The organism is Kitasatospora sp. NPDC059673, assembly GCF_042734215.1.
GTDB lineage: Bacteria > Actinomycetota > Actinomycetes > Streptomycetales > Streptomycetaceae > Kitasatospora.
The window spans coordinates 127,241-143,962 of sequence record NZ_JBHWEN010000016.1; the positions used below are offsets into that span (position 1 = coordinate 127,241).

The 16,722-nt window shown below is 74.6% G+C and carries 14 protein-coding genes and 1 pseudogene; 7 read left to right on the top strand and 8 right to left on the bottom strand.

The annotated features are described in order from the left end of the window. Positions 1-49: 49 nt before the first annotated feature. From mscL to ACFV18_RS20220, 5 genes are all read left to right on the top strand, one after another. Positions 50-502: a large conductance mechanosensitive channel protein MscL gene (gene mscL, locus ACFV18_RS20200; RefSeq protein WP_380485031.1), complete on the top strand. Its 453-nt coding sequence runs from the start codon at positions 50-52 to the stop codon at positions 500-502. Positions 503-655: 153 nt separating this feature from the next. Beyond that, positions 656-1,426 carry a hypothetical protein gene (locus ACFV18_RS20205; protein WP_380485032.1) on the top strand — a complete coding sequence of 257 codons (771 nt, stop codon included), beginning with the start codon at positions 656-658 and terminating at the stop codon, positions 1,424-1,426. 177 nt (positions 1,427-1,603) lie between these two features. Beyond that, complete coding sequence (locus tag ACFV18_RS20210) at positions 1,604-2,233, top strand: DUF6643 family protein (RefSeq protein WP_380485034.1); 630 nt, start codon at positions 1,604-1,606, stop codon at positions 2,231-2,233. Positions 2,234-2,472: 239 nt separating this feature from the next. Then, positions 2,473-3,375 (top strand): MOSC domain-containing protein, encoded by a 903-nt coding sequence (locus ACFV18_RS20215; protein WP_380485036.1) that lies wholly within the window; start codon positions 2,473-2,475, stop codon positions 3,373-3,375. A gap of 131 nt (positions 3,376-3,506) precedes the next feature. Next, positions 3,507-5,915, top strand: coding sequence for a right-handed parallel beta-helix repeat-containing protein (locus ACFV18_RS20220; protein ID WP_380485038.1), 2,409 nt, complete (start codon positions 3,507-3,509; stop codon positions 5,913-5,915). 37 nt (positions 5,916-5,952) lie between these two features. On the opposite strand, the gene ACFV18_RS20225 is transcribed toward ACFV18_RS20220, so the two are convergent. Further along, a complete protein-coding gene (locus tag ACFV18_RS20225) occupies positions 5,953-6,672 on the bottom strand; it encodes an SDR family oxidoreductase (RefSeq protein ID WP_380485040.1) in 720 nt (239 codons plus the stop codon). Positions 6,673-6,778: 106 nt separating this feature from the next. Between ACFV18_RS20225 and ACFV18_RS20230 the strand changes: the two are divergent. Further along, positions 6,779-7,636: pseudogene (locus tag ACFV18_RS20230) on the top strand (LysR substrate-binding domain-containing protein); the annotation flags it as partial. Between the two features lie 37 nt (positions 7,637-7,673). On the opposite strand, the gene ACFV18_RS20235 reads toward ACFV18_RS20230, so the two are convergent. The 3 genes from ACFV18_RS20235 to ACFV18_RS20245 form a co-directional block, all read right to left on the bottom strand. Beyond that, positions 7,674-10,079, bottom strand: coding sequence for an ATP-binding protein (locus ACFV18_RS20235; RefSeq protein ID WP_380485042.1), 2,406 nt, complete (start codon positions 10,077-10,079; stop codon positions 7,674-7,676). Positions 10,080-10,165: 86 nt separating this feature from the next. Beyond that, positions 10,166-10,510 (bottom strand): hypothetical protein, encoded by a 345-nt coding sequence (locus ACFV18_RS20240; protein WP_380485044.1) that lies wholly within the window; start codon positions 10,508-10,510, stop codon positions 10,166-10,168. A gap of 93 nt (positions 10,511-10,603) precedes the next feature. Then, entirely contained in the window at positions 10,604-11,176 is a 573-nt protein-coding gene (locus ACFV18_RS20245) for a TetR/AcrR family transcriptional regulator (protein ID WP_380485046.1), read from the bottom strand. Positions 11,177-11,298: 122 nt separating this feature from the next. Between ACFV18_RS20245 and ACFV18_RS20250 the strand changes: the two genes are divergently transcribed. Next, positions 11,299-11,763, top strand: a complete 465-nt coding sequence (locus tag ACFV18_RS20250) for a DUF4267 domain-containing protein (protein ID WP_380485047.1) — start codon at positions 11,299-11,301, stop codon at positions 11,761-11,763. A 9-nt stretch (positions 11,764-11,772) separates the two neighbouring features. Here the strand turns inward: ACFV18_RS20250 and ACFV18_RS20255 are convergent, their stop codons facing one another. From ACFV18_RS20255 to ACFV18_RS20270, 4 genes are all read right to left on the bottom strand, one after another. Continuing rightward, positions 11,773-12,888, bottom strand: a complete 1,116-nt coding sequence (locus tag ACFV18_RS20255) for a PLP-dependent cysteine synthase family protein (RefSeq protein WP_380485049.1) — start codon at positions 12,886-12,888, stop codon at positions 11,773-11,775. A 145-nt stretch (positions 12,889-13,033) separates the two neighbouring features. Next, positions 13,034-15,598 (bottom strand): ABC transporter permease, encoded by a 2,565-nt coding sequence (locus tag ACFV18_RS20260; RefSeq protein ID WP_380485051.1) that lies wholly within the window; start codon positions 15,596-15,598, stop codon positions 13,034-13,036. Next, positions 15,595-16,344, bottom strand: a complete 750-nt coding sequence (locus ACFV18_RS20265; RefSeq protein WP_380485053.1) for an ABC transporter ATP-binding protein — start codon at positions 16,342-16,344, stop codon at positions 15,595-15,597. Before ACFV18_RS20265 ends, ACFV18_RS20260 begins: the two co-directional genes overlap by 4 nt. After that, positions 16,341-16,613, bottom strand: coding sequence for an SHOCT domain-containing protein (locus ACFV18_RS20270; RefSeq protein WP_380485055.1), 273 nt, complete (start codon positions 16,611-16,613; stop codon positions 16,341-16,343). The genes ACFV18_RS20265 and ACFV18_RS20270 overlap by 4 nt, the downstream gene beginning before the upstream one ends. Positions 16,614-16,722 lie beyond the last annotated feature (109 nt).

Consider the following 16,722-nt stretch of genomic DNA (forward strand, 5'->3'; position numbering starts at 1 on the left):
GGTGAACTCGGTTGGACCACCCGGAGGTTGGCCCGTCAGGATGGCGGGCATGTTCAAGGGATTCCGCAGCTTCCTGCTGCGCGGCAACGTGGTCGACCTCGCGGTCGGCATCGTCATCGGCGCCGCCTTCACCGCCGTCGTCACCGGTTTCGTCGCAGCCTTCCTGACCCCGCTGGTCGGCGTCGCCTCCGGCGCGGTCGGCGACTTCAGCAAGGAGGCGTTCACCGTCGCCGACGTCACCTTCCCCTACGGTGCCTTCCTCCAGGCGCTGATCAGCTTCGTGCTGGTCGCCGCGGTCATCTACTTCGCCGTCGTGCTGCCCGTCGCCAAGCTCCAGAACCGCTTCAACCCGGTCAAGGACGCCCCGGTGGCCAAGGCCGACTGCCCCGAGTGCCTCAGCACCGTCCCGGCCGCCGCCACCCGCTGCGCGTACTGCACCAGCGAACTGGCCGGCCGCCCGGGCTTCCCCGTCCAGGCCACCGCCAAGACCGCCGCCCACTGAGCCACCGCACACCCCGGCCCGGACGGCGCACCCGCCGTCCGGGCCGACGCCTGTCCGGAACCCGACGCCCCGCCCCCACGCCGCTTGACGGTCCCGCCCCGGTGCCGATAGTGATCCCCCTTCGGTCGTCAACCACCGTGCGGGGAGGGCTCGATGGGCGTGCTCGGCTGGCTGCTGGCCATCGCGGCGGGAGCGGCCGCGGCCGTGCTCTGGCGCTGGCTCCAGTACCCGGGCGCGTGGCGCTACGCGTTCGAGGCGCGGTACGCCGAGCACCGGCGCGATCTCGACACCCACCGCGGCCACCTCTGCGCGGTCCGCCGCACCTCCCGCCGCACCGTCTCCACCGCCCGCGACGGCGCTGCCCGGGCCGCCACCGCGCACCGCGCCCGGGTCGCCGCCGCCCAGGCCGGGGTCGACCGGCTGCGCGACCCCGGCCGGGGCGCCGAGGGCGAAACCCTCGGCGTGCTGCGCCTGTTCGAGCACAAGCTGGTCCTGACCACCAACGGCCGCGCCGCCGACCACGCGCTCGACTCCGTCCTGCTGCACGCCGACCACGCGGCCGGCACCAGCCAGGTCCATCTGGTGCTCCCCGACGGCGCGCAACGCGAACTGCCGTTCGCGCACAGCGAGTTCGCCGAGGAAAAGGTGCGCGCCTTCGTGATCGCCGCCCGCGACGGCGTGGCCCGCGCGAAGGCCGCCCGGCTGGCCCGCGAGGCCGAACTCCCCGCCGCCGAGGCCGCCCTGGCCGAGGTCCGCGCCGACACCGCCGAGGTGGACCGGGCCCACCAGCGGCTGGAGGAGATCCGCGCCGAGCAGGACGCCGACCCCGCGATCGCCGAAGCCGAACAGGAATTCGAAGCCGCCCGCGACCGCTGGCAGAAGCTCACCGGCGTCCGGCCCCGCCGACCGCACGCCGCCCGCTGAGAGCGCGCACGGACCATACGTCCGGGAAGGCCCTGGGACGGCCGGAATGAGCCAACCCCCTTCGCCCAACTAGCTCCGGTATTGTCCGATTTCGGCTCGCGAAGACTCCGTAAACATGTGAACTCCGGGCCCTCCCGCTCTCCTCAGCAGGCATGGTGTGGGCTTACGGTAGGCCCCATGACCTCGCCCCGCTCCTACGACGGAGTCGGCTACCCCTCTCCGTCCTTCTCCTCCACGCCCATCTACGACAGCCTTGTCGCAGAGCGTGGCATCCCGCAGATCGCACCCATCAACGTGCCCCCGGCCAACGCGGCCCCCACCTGGTCCACCGCCTACGGCGCCGGCTTCACGGGTGGGCTCGGCACCGGCGGGTTCGGCACCGGCTTCGACGCCCCCGCCGCGTCGAACCTGCCCGCCCTGCCCCCGGCCCGCCTCGCCCTCGGCCCCGGCCCGAGCAGCACCCCGGTGCCCGCGCCGCACATCCCGGCGCAGCCCGGCTACGCGGCCGCGCCCGTGCCGCCGCAACCGTTCATGACCGGCCAGCGCCCGGCCGCCCCGGCCTACCCGCAGCCCGCCCCGGCGAACAGCTTCGCCACCGCGCCGCAGAACTTCGTCCCCCAGCAGCAGTTCGGCGGCCAGCAGTTCGGCGGCCAGCAGTTCGGGGCCCCGCAGCAGTTCGGCGCCCAGCCGGTCTCCCAGCCGCAGAGCTTCGCCGACCAGTCCTTCGGCGGCAACACCCTGCGCCCGGCCCAGCCCAGCGCCCCGCAGCAGTTCCCCCAGTACCGCCAGTACCCCCAGGCAGGCTGACCGGGGCCGACAGCAATCCCCTCCCCACAGGGGCAAGGTCTCAGCTGGAACATGTTCCCCGCTGCCCGCCAGGGCCGGGTGAACCGCACGACGCCCCCGGCGCCCCGACCGGGGCGCCGGGGGTCTGCCCGGCCGAAGGCGAGGGGGCGGAAACGGCGCGAGGGGGAACGGGAGCGCCGGTCAGGTCCGTCCACCGGCCGTGCCTCCCACCCACCACGGCCTCTGGCAGGATGGCCGCCATGCCGCACCTTCTCTCCCTCCACCTGTACCCCGTCAAGTCCATGTACCGCCTCAGCCCGGCCACGGCCGAGGTGCACCCCTGGGGCCTGGCCGGTGACCGTCGCTGGATGCTCGTGGACGCGGAGGGCGTCGCTCTCACCCAGCGCGACGAGCCGTCGATCGGCCAGTTCCGTCCCGTCCCGTCCGCCGACGGCACGTCACTCACCCTGACCGCCCCGGACGGTGCCACCCACACGCTCCCCGCGCCCTCCCTCGCGGGCGGCGCCCCGGAGGCGACGGTCGAGGTCTTCGGCACCCGTTTCTCCGCCGCCACCGCCACCAAGGACACCTCCGCCTGGCTGGCCGAACGCCTGCCCGCCAAGCTCGGCGAGGTGCGCCTGGTGCACCTGGACCGCCCGGAGGTCTCCCGGCCGATCAACCCGAAGTACGCGGGGCCGGACGAGACGGTGTCGATGGCGGACGGCTACCCGCTGCTGCTCACCACCAGCGCCTCGCTGGCCGAGCTGAACGCCCGGATCGCCGAGGACCACCCGGGCGACGAGCGCAAGGGCGCGGCGCTGCCGATGGAGCGCTTCCGGCCGAACCTGGTGGTGGCCGGCACCGAGCCGTGGGCGGAGGACGGCTGGCGCCGGATCCGGGTCGGCGGCCTGGAGTTCCGGGTGGCGAAGCCGTGCGGCCGCTGCGTGGTGACCACCACCGACCAGGAGTCCGGTGAGCGTCGCGGCCCGGAGCCGCTGCGCGCACTGGGCCGGCACCACCGCTTCGGCCAGAAGCTGGTGTTCGGCCAGAACCTGATCCCGGTCCGTCCGACCCCCACCGCAGATGTCCTGGGAACACTCGCGGTCGGCGACGAGGTGGAGGTCCTGGAGGCGGTGGAGGCCCCGCAGCCGGACCGCCGCTGACCGGCACCCGGAACCACCCCCCGGCTCGTTCGTTGAACCGGGCGACGGTCCGGTCGGCCTCGCGCGCTACGGTGGGGGTGATCGCGCAGCGTCTCGCACGCATTCGACGAAGGCGGGGATGACAGATCGTCATGGGTGAGCTCAGGGTCCGGGTCACGCAGGACAGCGCCTCCCGGTGGCGGCGGCGCAGCGGGGAGTACGCGACGCTCCGCGAGGCCCTGGAAGTGGCCGAGCCCGGTGACACCCTGACGGTGCGGGCGGGGACGTTCTACGAGGCGGTGCTGGTCGACAAGCCGGTGACGCTGGTCGCCGAGAAGGGGCCGGGCAGCGTCCGGATCTCGCCGCCGGAGAGCGCGATGCGCGGCGGTACGGCGTTGACGGTGACGGCGGCCGCGACGATCCGCGGTCTGACCGTCGAGGGCTCCGACCGTTCCGCGCCGGCGGTGCTGCTGGCCCGGGCGGACGGCGCGGTGCTGGCGGACTGCCGGATCGAGACGTCCTCCGCGGTGGGGGTGGAACTCGCCGACGCCGCCCGGGCGCAGCTGGTGAACTGCACCGTGGAGAACCCGTCCGGCCTGGGCGTCCGGCTGCGTGCGCAGGCCGACGCGGAGCTGGTGGACTGCGAGATCTCGGCGGCGGGCCAGAGCGGCCTGGCGGTGCTGTCCGGCTCGCGGCTGCGGGCGGAGCGGCTGCGGGTGCACCACACGGGCGGCGCGGGCGTGCTGCTGGCCGACCCGGGGTCGGTGGCGGAGCTGACGGGCTGCCAGGTGTACGAGGTGCGCGGCTCGGGTGTGCAGGCCGAGGCGCAGGCGGTGGGGCGGCTGACGGACTGCACGGTGCACCGGGTGTCCGGCAACGGGCTGAGCCTGGACACCGGTGCGGAGCTGGAGCTGACGGGCTGCCGGGTGCACGAGGTGCCGGAGAACGCGGCGGACCTGCGCGGCGGCGCGAAGCTGACGCTGCGCCAGGTGACGGTGCACGCGTTCGGCCGGGGTGCGCTGTCGGTGTGGGACGGCGGGACGAAGGTGGTCGCGCAGAGCAGCCGTTTCCATTCCGCGCAGGGCGACTACCCGGCGCTGTGGGTGAGCGACGGCGCGGCCCTGGAGCTCGCCGACTGCTCCCTGGACGACCTGCCGGACGCGCTGTTCGTCCTCGACCAGGGCTCCTCCGCCTCGGCCCGCGACTGCTCGTTCACCGCGATCCGCTCCTCGGCGGTCTCGGTCTCGGGCGGGGCGAGCGCGGACCTGTCGGGCTGCCGGATCCAGGGCGCGGGCACCGGCCTGTGGTTCCGCGACCACGGCTCGGGCGGTCTGCTGACGGACTGCGAGATCGCGGACGTCGCCACCGGGGTGATCGTCACCAAGGGCGCGGACCCGGTGCTGCGCGAGTGCACGGTGCGCGGCGCGAGCGAGGCCGGGGTGTACGTGTCGGCGCAGGGGCGCGGCGAGTTCGACACCGTGCGGGTGTCGCAGGGCGGCGGGTTCGGTTTCCACGTGATCGACGGGTGCCGGACGAAGCTGGTGCGCTGCCGGGCGGAGCGCAACGCCCGGGCCGGGTTCGAGTTCTCCGAGCCGGGCCCGGTCGCGGAGGGCTGCACCTCGGACGACGCCGCGCCGCTGCCCGCCCCGCGCCCGGCCGAGCCGGCCGCTCCCCCACTGGCCTCCCTCGTCCCGGCCGTCCAGACCTCCGCCCCGCCCGTCCCCGCCCCCGCGGTGATCGCCCCCATCCCGGACTGCCGCCCGGCCGAGGTCGCGCTGGCCGAGCTGGATGCCCTGGTGGGCCTGGCGACGGTCAAGCAGGAGGTGCGGACGCTGATCGACCTGATCTCGGTCGGCCGGGCCCGGCAGCGGGCGGGCCTGAAGGCCCCGTCGCCGCGTCGGCACCTGGTCTTCACGGGCTCCCCCGGCACCGGCAAGACCACGGTCGCCCGCCTGTACGGGGAGATCCTGGCCTCGCTGGGCGTCCTGCAGCGCGGCCACCTGGTGGAGGTGGCCCGCCTGGACCTGGTCGGCGAGCACATCGGCTCCACCGCGATCCGCACCGCCGCCGCGTTCGACAAGGCGCGCGGCGGGGTGCTGTTCATCGACGAGGCGTACGCACTGGCCCCGGAGGACGGCGGGCGGGACTTCGGCCGGGAGGCGATCGACACCCTGGTGAAGCTGATGGAGGACCACCGCGACGAGGTGGTGATCATCGTGGCGGGCTACACCGCCGAGATGGAGCGCTTCCTCGCCGCCAACCCGGGCCTGTCCTCCCGTTTCTCCCGCACCGTCACCTTCCCCGACTACACCGCCGACGAGCTCCTCGACATCGCCCGCGCCCAGGCCGCCGAGCACGAGTACCACCTCGACCCGGCCACCGAGGCCGCCCTGCACGCCCACTTCACCACCCTCGACCGGGGCGTCGGCTTCGGCAACGGCCGCACCGCCCGCCAGGTCTTCGAGAGCATGATCGAACGCCACGCCTCCCGGGTCGCCCACCTCACCGACCCGACCACCGAGGACCTCCAACTCCTGGTCCCCGCCGACCTCCCGTCCTGAGTCCCGCTGCTCGCCGCTGCTCGCCGCCGTTCGCCGCTCAGGCCAGCCGGCCGCCGCCGTCCACGTGCAGGACGGTGCCGGTGACGTACGGGCTGTCGATGGCGTACAGGACGGCCTTGACCAGGTCCTCCGGGGTGCCGACCCGGCGGGCGGGGTTGCGGGCGGCGACTGTCTTCAGGAACTCCTCCTTGCCCGCCCCGAGGCCGTCCCAGGAGCCGGAGTCGACGATGCCCGGGGAGACGGCGTTGACCCGCAGCGGGGCGAGTTCCACCGCGAGGGCCTGCACCAGGAACGCCAGCGCCCCGTTGGTGGTGGCCATCACGGTCCGGGCGGGCGCGGGGCGCCAGGCGGCGACGCCGGAGAAGAAGGTCAGCGACCCGTCCTCGGCGAACTGCCCCGCCAGGTGCTTGGCCAGCAGCATCGGACCGATCACCTTCGCGTCGAACGCCCGCCGGATGTCCGCCAGTCGAAGTTCCTCGAGCGGCCCGTTGGCGGGCATCGCGGCGGTGGACACCAGGTGGTCGACCCGCCCGGCCCGGGCCGCCAGCGCCTCGATCGACGCCTCGTCCGTCAGATCGACGGGCACCACGGTGGACGGGCCGGCCAGTTCGCCCGCCGTCCACTCCAGCTTCCGCGGATCGGGCCCGGCGAGCACCAGCTCGGCCCCGGCGGCGGAGGCGGCGTGCGCGAGCAGCCGGCCGGTGCGCGAACCGGCACCGACCACGAGGACGCGGCGGCCTGCGAGAGCTTCGGACATGGTGGGGACTCCTTCTTCCTGGACGGTACTTCCTGCCCCTCCACCCTCCTCGACCTGCTGCGATAGGTCCAAGGCTTGTTCTTCACCCCACCCATAAACTGTGTGCATGGCAGCAACGCTCCGGCAGCTCGAATACCTGGTCACCGTGGTCGACACCGGCTCCTTCACCCGGGCCGCCGAACACCTGCACGTCACCCAGCCCGCGCTCTCCCACCAGGTCCGGGCGCTGGAGTCCGCCCTCGGCGGCCCCCTCCTCGAACGCCTCCCGCGCGCCGTCCGCCCCACCCCGCTCGGCCGGGCCGTCCTGCCGCACGCCCGCGCCGTCCTCGCCGACGCCCAGCGCCTGCACGCCGCGGCCCGCCGCACCGCCGGCCTGGAGGACGGCGAACTCGAGGTCGCCACCGTCCACTCCATCGCCCTCGGCATCCTCCCGCCGGTCCTGCGCGCCTGGCGCCGACAGCACCCCACGATCCGCATCCGCCTGCGCGAGTACCCGCACGCCGACCTGCTGCGCGCCGCGACGGCCGCCGGCGGCGCAGACCTCGCCATCGGCCCGGTCCCCACCGAATGGGACGGCCCCGTACGGGAGTTGGGCATCGAGGAGTTCGCCCTCGTGCTCCCCACCGACGACCCGCTCGCCGACCCCCCGGACGGCACCCTCCCCCTCTCCGCCCTCGCCGACCGCGCCTGGGTCCACTACGCCCCCGGCCACGGCCTCGCCGAACTCCTCGACCGGTCCTGCGCCGCAGCCGGCTTCCTCCCCCACCCCGCCGTCCGCACCGAACAGACCGCCGCCGCCCCCATGCTCGCCGCCGCCGGCCTCGGCCCCGCCCTCGTCCCCGCCACCATCCTCCCGCCCACCCTCGACGCCGCCATCCTCCGCCCCCACCCCCCGATCCACCGCCCCCTCGCCGCCTACACCCGCACCCGCCCCGACCGCCTCACCACCACCTTCACCGAAACCCTCGCCACCCACGCCCGCCTCACCGCACAACGAAACCTCAGCTCGCAAGGCCGCGTTCGACCCACTCACGCTGCCGCACCGCACGCAGATCGTCGTACCCGGCCAGCAGAGCAAGCGCCGCACCCCAGTGACGGCGAGCAGCCTCCGCGTCGCGGCCGCGCAGGGCCCGGGCCAGTCCGTCGCGGCTGAGGGCTTCGTGCCAGGCGTCGCCGAGTTCGCGGTGGGTGGTGGCGGCACGGCGGAAGAAACCGGCGGCGTCCTCGGGCCGGTCGAGTCGGAGGTGGGTCTGTCCGGCGCCGTGCCAGGCGAGGGCCTCGCGGCTGCGGTCGCCGAGGCGGCGGTGCAGGACGGCGGAGCGGTGGTAGGAGTCGAGCGCTTCGGCGTACTGGCCGGTGGCCTGCTGGCTGTCGCCGAGGGTGATCAGCCAGAACGCCTCCAGCCGGTGGTTGCGCAGGGCGAGCGCGATCTCCACCGCGTCCTGGGCCGCCGTCAACGACTCGGCCAGGTTGCCCTGTTCGCGCAGGATCTCGCCGAGCAGGCGCAGGGCGTTTCCCTCCGCGCGCCGGTTGCCCGAAGCGCGGTGCGCGGCGAGGGCCTGTTCGGCGGCGGCCCGGGCCGGCTCGGTCCGCCCGGCGTGGTGGTGGGTACCGGCCAGGTTGGCGAGCACGGTGGTCTCCCAGTGGGTCTCGCCGAGCAGGCGGAACGCGGCGATGGCCCGGTCGAAGTGGGCCGCCGCTTCGTCCAGTTGACGCCGCCGCAGGTGGGTGAGGCCGAGCAGGTTCAGCGCGTGGGCCTCGTTGCCGCGGTCGCCCAGCTCGCGCCAGAGCACGAGGGCGTCCCGGTGGTGGGCCTCGGCGGCGTCGAGGCGGTTGACCCGGGTGTGGGTCATCCCGAGGTCGGTGAGCAGCAGGGCCTTCGCGGCCCGGTCCTGCAACCGGTCGGCGGCTGCCAGGCCGAGGCGGCCGGCCGGGATCCAGTCCGCTCCCGGGGCGGAAGGGGCGGGCACATTCCAGAGCGCGGCGGCCAACTGCCAGGTCTGCCGGTCGAGTCCGGCCGCGGCGGCGGTGCGGACGGCGTGCAGGAGATTGGTCCGGTCCCGCTCGGCCCAGTCCGCGGCAGCATTGTGGTCGGCGAAGGTCAGGGGCTGCACGCCGTCGGCCGGCGGGGCGAGCGGGAGGCGGGCCTCGGCCGGGCTCAGCCACTGCTGGGCGGCGTCGGCCGTGTGCAGGTACCAGTCGACCACGCGGCCGAGCGCGTCCTGCCGCTGTGCGGACGATTCCTCGTGCTGTGCCTGGTCGGTGGCGTAGGCGCGCAGCAGGTCGTGGAACTGGTACCGGTCGGGGGCGGTCTGTTCGACGAGGTGCACGCCGACCAGGGTGTCCAGGAGCTGCCGGGTCCGGCTGGTGGTCAGTTCGGCCAGCGCGGCTGCGGCGTACAGCCCGAACTCGGGTCCGGGGTGCAGGCCCAGCCGGCGGAACAGCCGGGCAGCGGGCTCGGGCAGGGCCCGGTAGGACCAGGCGAACACCGTGCGGACGGCATCGCTCTCCTCCTCGTCGCCGACGCTCAGCACGTCCCACAGCGCCGATTCGTCACGCAGGTCGGCGATCAGATCGTCCAGCCCCAGGTGGGGCAGCCTGGCGGCGCGCTCGGCCGCGATCCGCAGGGCGAGCGGGAGTTGGGCGCAGAGCCGGGCGAGCTCCGTGAGTTCGGCGGGATCGTCCGCCCGCCGGTGGTCGGCCGTGACGGCACGCAGCAGCGCGACCGCCTCCGGCTCGGGGAGGGTGCCCAGGGTGAGGCGACGCGCGCCGTCGCGCACCGCGAGCCCGGACAGTCGGCTGCGGCTGGTGACAAGAACCAGGCAACCCGCGCTGCCGGGCAGCAGCGGCCGGACCTGGGCGACGGTGGCGGCGTTGTCCAGCACCACCAGGACCCGGCGGTCGGCCAGCAGGGACCGGTAGAGCGCGGCGGCGGCATCCTCGTCCGGCGGGACGGACGCGGCGGGAACGCCGAGCGAGACCAGGAACCGGTCCAGCGCCTCGCGGGCGGTGACGGGCCGTCCGGGGTCGTAGCCGCGCAGGTTGACGTACAGCTGCCCGTCCGGGAATCGGGCCCGCGCCCGGTGGGCCCAGCGCAGGGCGAGCGAGGTCTTTCCCGCCCCGGCGGTGCCCGCGATGACGTACACCGGGGCGGGACCATCGCCGTCCTGACCTGCCAGAGTCGCATCCAGCTCACGCAGTTCGCCGGTCCGGTTGACGAATCCCCGTACGTCCGCCGGGAGTTGGCGGGGCGTTGGCGCATCGGCGCGCTCGGGCTCCGGGCGGCCGTACAGGTGGATGCCGCCGTTCACTGTCCCCGCCTGGACGGCCTGGTGCGCACTCCCCGACAGTTCGTTGTGCGACCCGCCGCCGCTGTGCCCGTCGATCGTCCACACCTCCTCCGCCAACGCAGCACCGGGCCATCAGCCTATAGCTGACTGACCGTCAGCACACGATGCCTGCACGTGCCTTCCGCCCGGCCGGGCCGTCAGGCCTATGGCGCGGCGGGGCAGCCGGTCGTGGCCGGGCCGGTGAGGAGGGTGCCGAGGGTGAGGGCGGTGAGGGTGATGCCGAGGGCGACGGCGAAGAGGCGGAGGAATTCGGGGTCCTCGAGGTGGCGGCGGATGCCGCGGGTGAGGAGTCCGGCGATGGCGCCGCCGGCGGCCAGGAGGCCGAAGCAGAGGGGGGCGAAGAGGAGCAGGGCGGCGCGGCTGCCGGGTTCGAGGTGGGTGGCGCAGCCCATCCAGTTGTGGGCGAGGATCCGGGTGGTGGCCAGGGTCGCGACGGCGGCGAAGGCCGTGCCCATGGCGGCGGCGGCAGGGCGTCCCAGCAGGTTCACGGTGTGTCTCCTCCTCGGGCGCCGCGACCGTCGCGTCCGCCGTCACGGTGTTCGGACGGGCGGAGCGGCGGCGCGGTTGCACCCGGCGTGGGGTCAGAAGACGGCGGTGAAGGCGGCCATGCGGCTGTCGTCGAGTTCGGGGCGCAGCCGGCCTCCGCGGGCGAGGGTCGCCATGCCGTGCAGGGCGGACCAGGCGAGTTCGGTGTAGCCGGCCGGGTCGAGGCCGGCGGCGGTGGCGCTCGCGGTGGCGGGGTCGGCGATGGCGGCGAAGGCTTCGTGCAGGGCGGCGGGTGCCTCGGGCGTGCCGAACGGGAGCGGGGTGGCCATGGTGAAGATCGCGTCGTAGAGCGCGGGGTTGGCGGCGGCGAACGCCAGGTAGGCCCGGGCGACGGCGGCGAACGCGTCCCTCGGGTCGTCCAGGCCGGCGGCCGCTGTTCGCAGTTGGACGGCGAGTTCGGCGCAGCCCTCGACGGCGACGGCGGCGACGATCGCGTCCTTGCCGGCGAAGTGGCTGTACAGGACGGGCTGGCTGTACTCGATGCGTTCGGCGAGGCGGCGGGTGGTGACGGCGTCCCAGCCCTCGGTCTCGGCGAGTTCGCGGGCGGCCCGGACGATGAGCTGTTCCCGTTCGGCGCGTTCGCGCGCCCTGCGTTCTTTGATAGCCATGCCCGAAATCCTAGCAGCGCTAGACAACTGACGGCCCGTCGGTCTAGCGTTGTTCACATCGCTAGCGCCGCTAACCAGCGGGCGGCGCAGCCCACTTCACGGAAAGCTTTGGGGGAACCACCATGTCCATCACCGCGAACGCGCCCGCCACCTCCGCCACCGGTCTGCGGGTCCACGCGGCCACTGTCGGCACCGTGCTGCTCGGCCTCTTCCCGCTCTGGTTCGGCCTCAGCTACATCCTCGCCCCGGAGCACACCGCGACCGGCTTCGGCCTCCCGGTGTGGCCGCACGGCGACGCGACGGCGTTCCTGATCCTCAAGGGCATCCGCGACGTGGTCTCCGGCATCGTCCCGACGGTCCTGCTGCTGCTCGGTCAGCGCCGGGCCTCGGGCTGGGCGCTGCTGGTCACGGCGCTCACCCCGATCGGCGACGCGACCACCGTCCTGACCCACCACGGCAGCGTCCTCGCGGCCTTCGTGATCCACTTCGCGACGGCCGCCACCATGATCGCGGTCGCCACCCTCACGCTCACCGAGCCGAAGACGGTGCAGAAGAAGGGTCCGAAGACGGCGCCGAGGACGAAGTGACGCGGCGCCTCAGCCGTCCACCCACTCGCCGCCCGAGAGGAACGCCTCCAGGGCGGCGCGGTGCGGCCCGGGGTCGAGGCGTTCGGCGGCGAGCCACTGGGCGGAGTAGTACTTGTCGAGGTAGCGGTCGCCGGGGTCGCAGATCAGCGTGACGACGCTGCCGGTGCGGCCCTCCGCCCGCATCTCGGCGACCAGCTTGAGCGCGCTGTACAGGCCGGTGCCGGTGGAGGCGCCGGCCTTCTTGCCGAGCACCGTCTCCAGCAGGTGGACGGCGGCGACGGACGCGGCGTCGGGCACCCGCATCATCCGGTCGATCGCGCCGGGCACGAAGGACGGCTCCATCCGGGGGCGGCCGATGCCCTCGATCCGGGAGGAGGTGGGAACGGTGGCGTCGGGGTCGCGGTGCACCCAGCCGTCGAAGAAGCAGGAGTTCTCCGGGTCGGCGACGCAGATCCGGGTGTCGTGCTGCATGTAGTGCACGTACCGGGCGATGGTGGCGGAGGTGCCGCCGGTGCCGGCGGTGGCGACGATCCAGGCGGGTTCGGGGTGCGGTTCCATCCGCAGCTGGGCGAAGACGGACTCGGCGATGTTGTTGTTGCCGCGCCAGTCGGTGGCCCGCTCGGCGTAGGTGAACTGGTCCATGTAGTGCCCGCCGGTCTCGGCGGCCAGCCCGGCGGCGGCCTCGTACACCTCGCAGGCGTTGTCGACCAGGTGGCAGCGCCCGCCGTGGAACTCGATCAGTTCGATCTTGGCGCGGCTGGTGGAGCGGGCCATCACGGCGATGAACGGGACGCCGATCAGCTGCGCGAAGTACGCCTCGGAGACGGCGGTGGAGCCGCTGGACGCCTCGATGACGGGCTTGCCGGGGCGGACCCAGCCGTTGCAGAGGGCGTACAGGAACAGCGAGCGGGCGAGGCGGTGCTTGAGGCTGCCGGTGGGGTGGGTGGACTCGTCCTTCAGGTACAGGTCGATGCCCCACCCGGCGGGCAGCGGGAAGCGCAGCAGGTGGGTGTCGGCGGAGCGGTTGGCGTCGGCCTGGACGCGGCGGACCGCTTCCTTCAGCCAGGCCCGGTACTCGGGGTCGGAACGGTCCACGTCCAGAGTGGGAACACTCGCAACGGTCATCGCGCACTCTCCTCACATCCGCCGAATACCCACCCACTGTAACAGGCGACTACGATAAGTGACGGTTACGGCGACCCCAGCTTCCACTTATGGGGAAGCCGGGGCCGCCGCGCGCGAAACCCTCAACTCCGAAGCCGGCAGCGGGTCATGAGGCGGCCACCGCCGCCAGGATGTCCAGCTTCGCGGCCCGGGCGGCGGGCCGCAGCCCGGCCAGCGCCCCGGCCGCCAGGCCGACCAGCGCGACGATCGCGAGCCGCCCGGCGGGCAGCGCGAACGAGCCGGTGCCGGCGCTGTCCGCGGCCCGGGTGAGCGCCCAGCCGAGCAGTGCGCCGAGCGCCAGCCCGCCGGCCGTGCCGAACGCGGCGACCAGCACCGACTCCCAGCGCACCATGGCCCGCAGCTGGGCCCGGGTCTGGCCGACGGCCCGCAGCAGGCCGAGCTCGCGGATGCGCTCGTGGACGGCCAGGGTGAGCGTGTTGGCGATGCCGAGCAGGGCGATCAGCACGGCGAGCGCGAGCAGCGCGTAGACCACGGAGAGCATCGTGTCGACGCCGGAGGCGGAGCTCTTGGCGTACTCGGCGCGGGTCTGCACCTGCGGGTTGCCGTACGCGTCGGCCACCCGGGCGATCGCGGCCTTGCCGGCGTCCAGGGCGACGCCGGGCTTCAGGGCGACGGCGATCACGCTGTCGGAGTCCTGGACGCGGTGCGGCTGCCAGGCCGCGCGGCTGATCAGGTAGTCGCCGGTGACGCCGCCACCGCGGTACAGGGCGCGGACGGTGAAGGTGGCGGGGCCGTCGGCGAACCGCACGGGGACGACGGTGCCGAGCCGCCAGCCGCGGGCGGCGGCCTCGGTGCGGGAGACGGCGAGGCCGTCGGTGCCGAGGTCGGCCAGCGACCCGTCGATCCGTCCGAGGTCGGTGACCTGCACCAGCTGCGCGGGGTCGGCGACGTCCAACTGCTTGCCGTGGCCGTCCACTTGGGCCACACCCCGGCCGAGACCGGCGGCCGCGCGGACCTCCGGCAGGGCGGCCAGCACCGGCGCCAGCTTCGGGGAGACGCCGCTGCCGCCGGCCCCGGCGGCGGGGGCGGTGACGGCGAGGTCGCCGGCGAAGGACCGGGAGACGGTGTCATCCAGGGTGGCCTGCACGGAGGCGCCGAACACGGTGAACAGGGTGACCACGGCGACGCCGACCATCAGCGCGCCGGCGGTGGCGGCGGTCCGCTTCGGGTTGCGGGCGGCGTTGCGGCGGGCCAGGGCGCCGGTGACGCCGCGCAGCCGGGCCAGCGGCGCGCCGAGCACCCGGACGGCGGACGCGGCGGCGACCGGTCCGAGCACCACGGTGCCCAGCAGCAGGGCGAGCGCGCCGGTCGCGGCCAGCACCAGCGAGGGCCCGCGGGTCGCGCCGAGGATCACGGCGGGCAGCCCGCCGGCCACCAGCAGCGCACCGAGTGCCGTGCGCAGCAGGGCACTTCGGCCGGTGGCCGTCTCGTCCACGGCGGTGTCGCGGAGCGCGGCGAGCGGGGCGGTGCGGGCGGCGCGCAGGGCGGGGGCGAGTGCGGATCCGGCCGCGACCAGGGTGCCGACCAGCAGCGGCAGGGCGATGGTGGCGGCCTTGATCACGGTGCCGCCGGTGGGCAGGGTGAAGCCGATCGCCGCGAACAGCGCCTTGAGGCCGGCGGCGACGCCGAAGCCGCCGAGCAGGCCGAGTACGGAGGCCAGCAGCCCGATCGCGAGGGCTTCACCGAGGGTGGTGCCGAGCACCTGTCGGCGGCTCGCGCCGAGGGCGCGCAGCAGGGCGTTCTCGCGGGTGCGCTGGGCGGTGACGATGGCGAAGGTGTTGTGGATGGTGAAGGTGGCGACCAGCAGGGCGATGCCGGCGAACACCAGCAGCAGGGTGGTGAACAGTCCGAGGAAGCGCCCGGAGACGTCGGCCGTGGACTGCGCGGTGGCGTCCGCGCCGGTCAGCGCCTCCACCCCGGCGGGCAGCAACGGGCGTACCCGCTCCACCAGTTGGCGCTGGCTCAGGCTGTCGGAGCGCAGCCGGATGCTGGAGACCTGGCCGCTGCCTCTGGGTGTCAGGTGGGCCTGGGCGTCGGCGAGGGTGAGCGCGGTGAAGGTGCTGGGGCCCATGCCGTCGGCGTCGGCGCCGAAGGTGGCGATGCCGACCACGGTGATCCGCACCGGGTCGGGGGTGCGCAGCACGGTGGTGTCGCCGACGTGCAGTGTGCCGGCCTTGGCGGCGCCGCGGTTGATCACCGCTTCGCCGGGGGCGGCGGGGGCGCGGCCTTCGGCGAGCCGGTAAGGGTTGAGTTTCGGGTCGGTGATCCAGTTGCCGGCCCAGGTGGGCGGGCCCTGACCGCCGATCGCCTTGCCGTCCGCGCCGATGAGTTGGCCGGCGCCCTGGACGGAGCCTTCGGCGGCGCTCACCCCGGGCACGGCGCGCAGTTCGGCGGTCAGCGACTCGTCGAGCGGGGCGCGGACGCCGCCGGGGACACCGGGGTCGGCGACCGCGTCGGCGCTGCGGACGACGGCGTCGGTGCCGGCGTTGGCGTCGGCGAACAGGGTGTCGAAGTTGGCGCGCAGGGTGTCGCCGAGCACCATCGTGCCGGTCAGGAAGGCGACGCCGAGGACGATCGACAGCACGGTGCCGACCAGGCGGCGGCGGTGGGCGAGCAGCGAGCGCGCCCCGATCCGGACGCCGGCGTTCACCGGGCGCCCGCCTCGGTCCGGCGGCCGTCGAAGGCCTTCATCCGGTCCAGTACCCGTTCGGCGCTGGGCTGTTGCATGGTGCCGACGAGGCGGCCGTCGGCGAGGAACAGCACGGTGTCGGCGTACGCGGCGGCGGCCGGGTCGTGGGTGACCATCACCACCGACTGGTGCATGGTGTCGACGGCGGAGCGCAGCAGGCCGAGGACTTCGCCGCCGCTGCGGGAGTCCAGGTTGCCGGTCGGCTCGTCGGCGAACACCACCTGGGGGCGTCCGGCGAGCGCCCGAGCGACGGCCACGCGCTGCTGCTGGCCGCCGGAGAGCCGGCTGGGGCGGTGGTGCAGGCGGTCGCCGAGGCCGACCACGCCGATCAGGGTGTCCAGCCAGTCGGGGTCGGGCGCGGTGGCGCCGAGGTCGAGCGGCAGGGTGATGTTCTCCCGCACGGTGAGGGTCGGTACCAGGTTGAACGCCTGGAACACGAAGCCGATCCGCTCCCGGCGCAGCAGCGTCAGCTCCCGGTCGCCGAGGGCGGACAGTTCGGTGTCGCCGAGCCAGGCGCGGCCGCCGCTGAGCGTGTCGAGCCCGGCCGCGCAGTGGATCAGGGTGGACTTGCCGGAGCCGGAGGGCCCCATCACGGCGGTGAACCGGGCGGCGGCGAACTCGACGCTCACCCCGTCCAGGGCCCGCACCCGGGTCTCCCCCGCGCCGTACTCCTTCACGGCCTCCTCGACCCGGGCGGCGGCGCTCATCGCTTCACCCCCGGGGTGTCCTGGCCCTCGGTCAGCACGGCGCGGCGCTCGCGGTACTCCTCGGCGTCGATCTCGCCCTGCGCGTAGCGCCGCCCCAGCACCGCCAGCGGGGCGTGCTCGAAGCCGCCGCCCCACCAGCCGCGGCGCCGCCACACCACCCGGCGCAGAACCAGCACCACGAGCACCACGACCAGCAGCCAGAAGAACGGGAACACCAGCACCCACGGCCCGGGCCAGTGCCCGTACCCATCGGCCAGCAGTGTGACCATCGGAACTCATCTCCTAGAGCGGGGGCCGGGATCTCCTCCCCGGCCACCCCTCCACCGTCCCGCCGCCGCCACCCCCGCCGCGTCCCCCACCGGGCGGCACCCCCGCTAC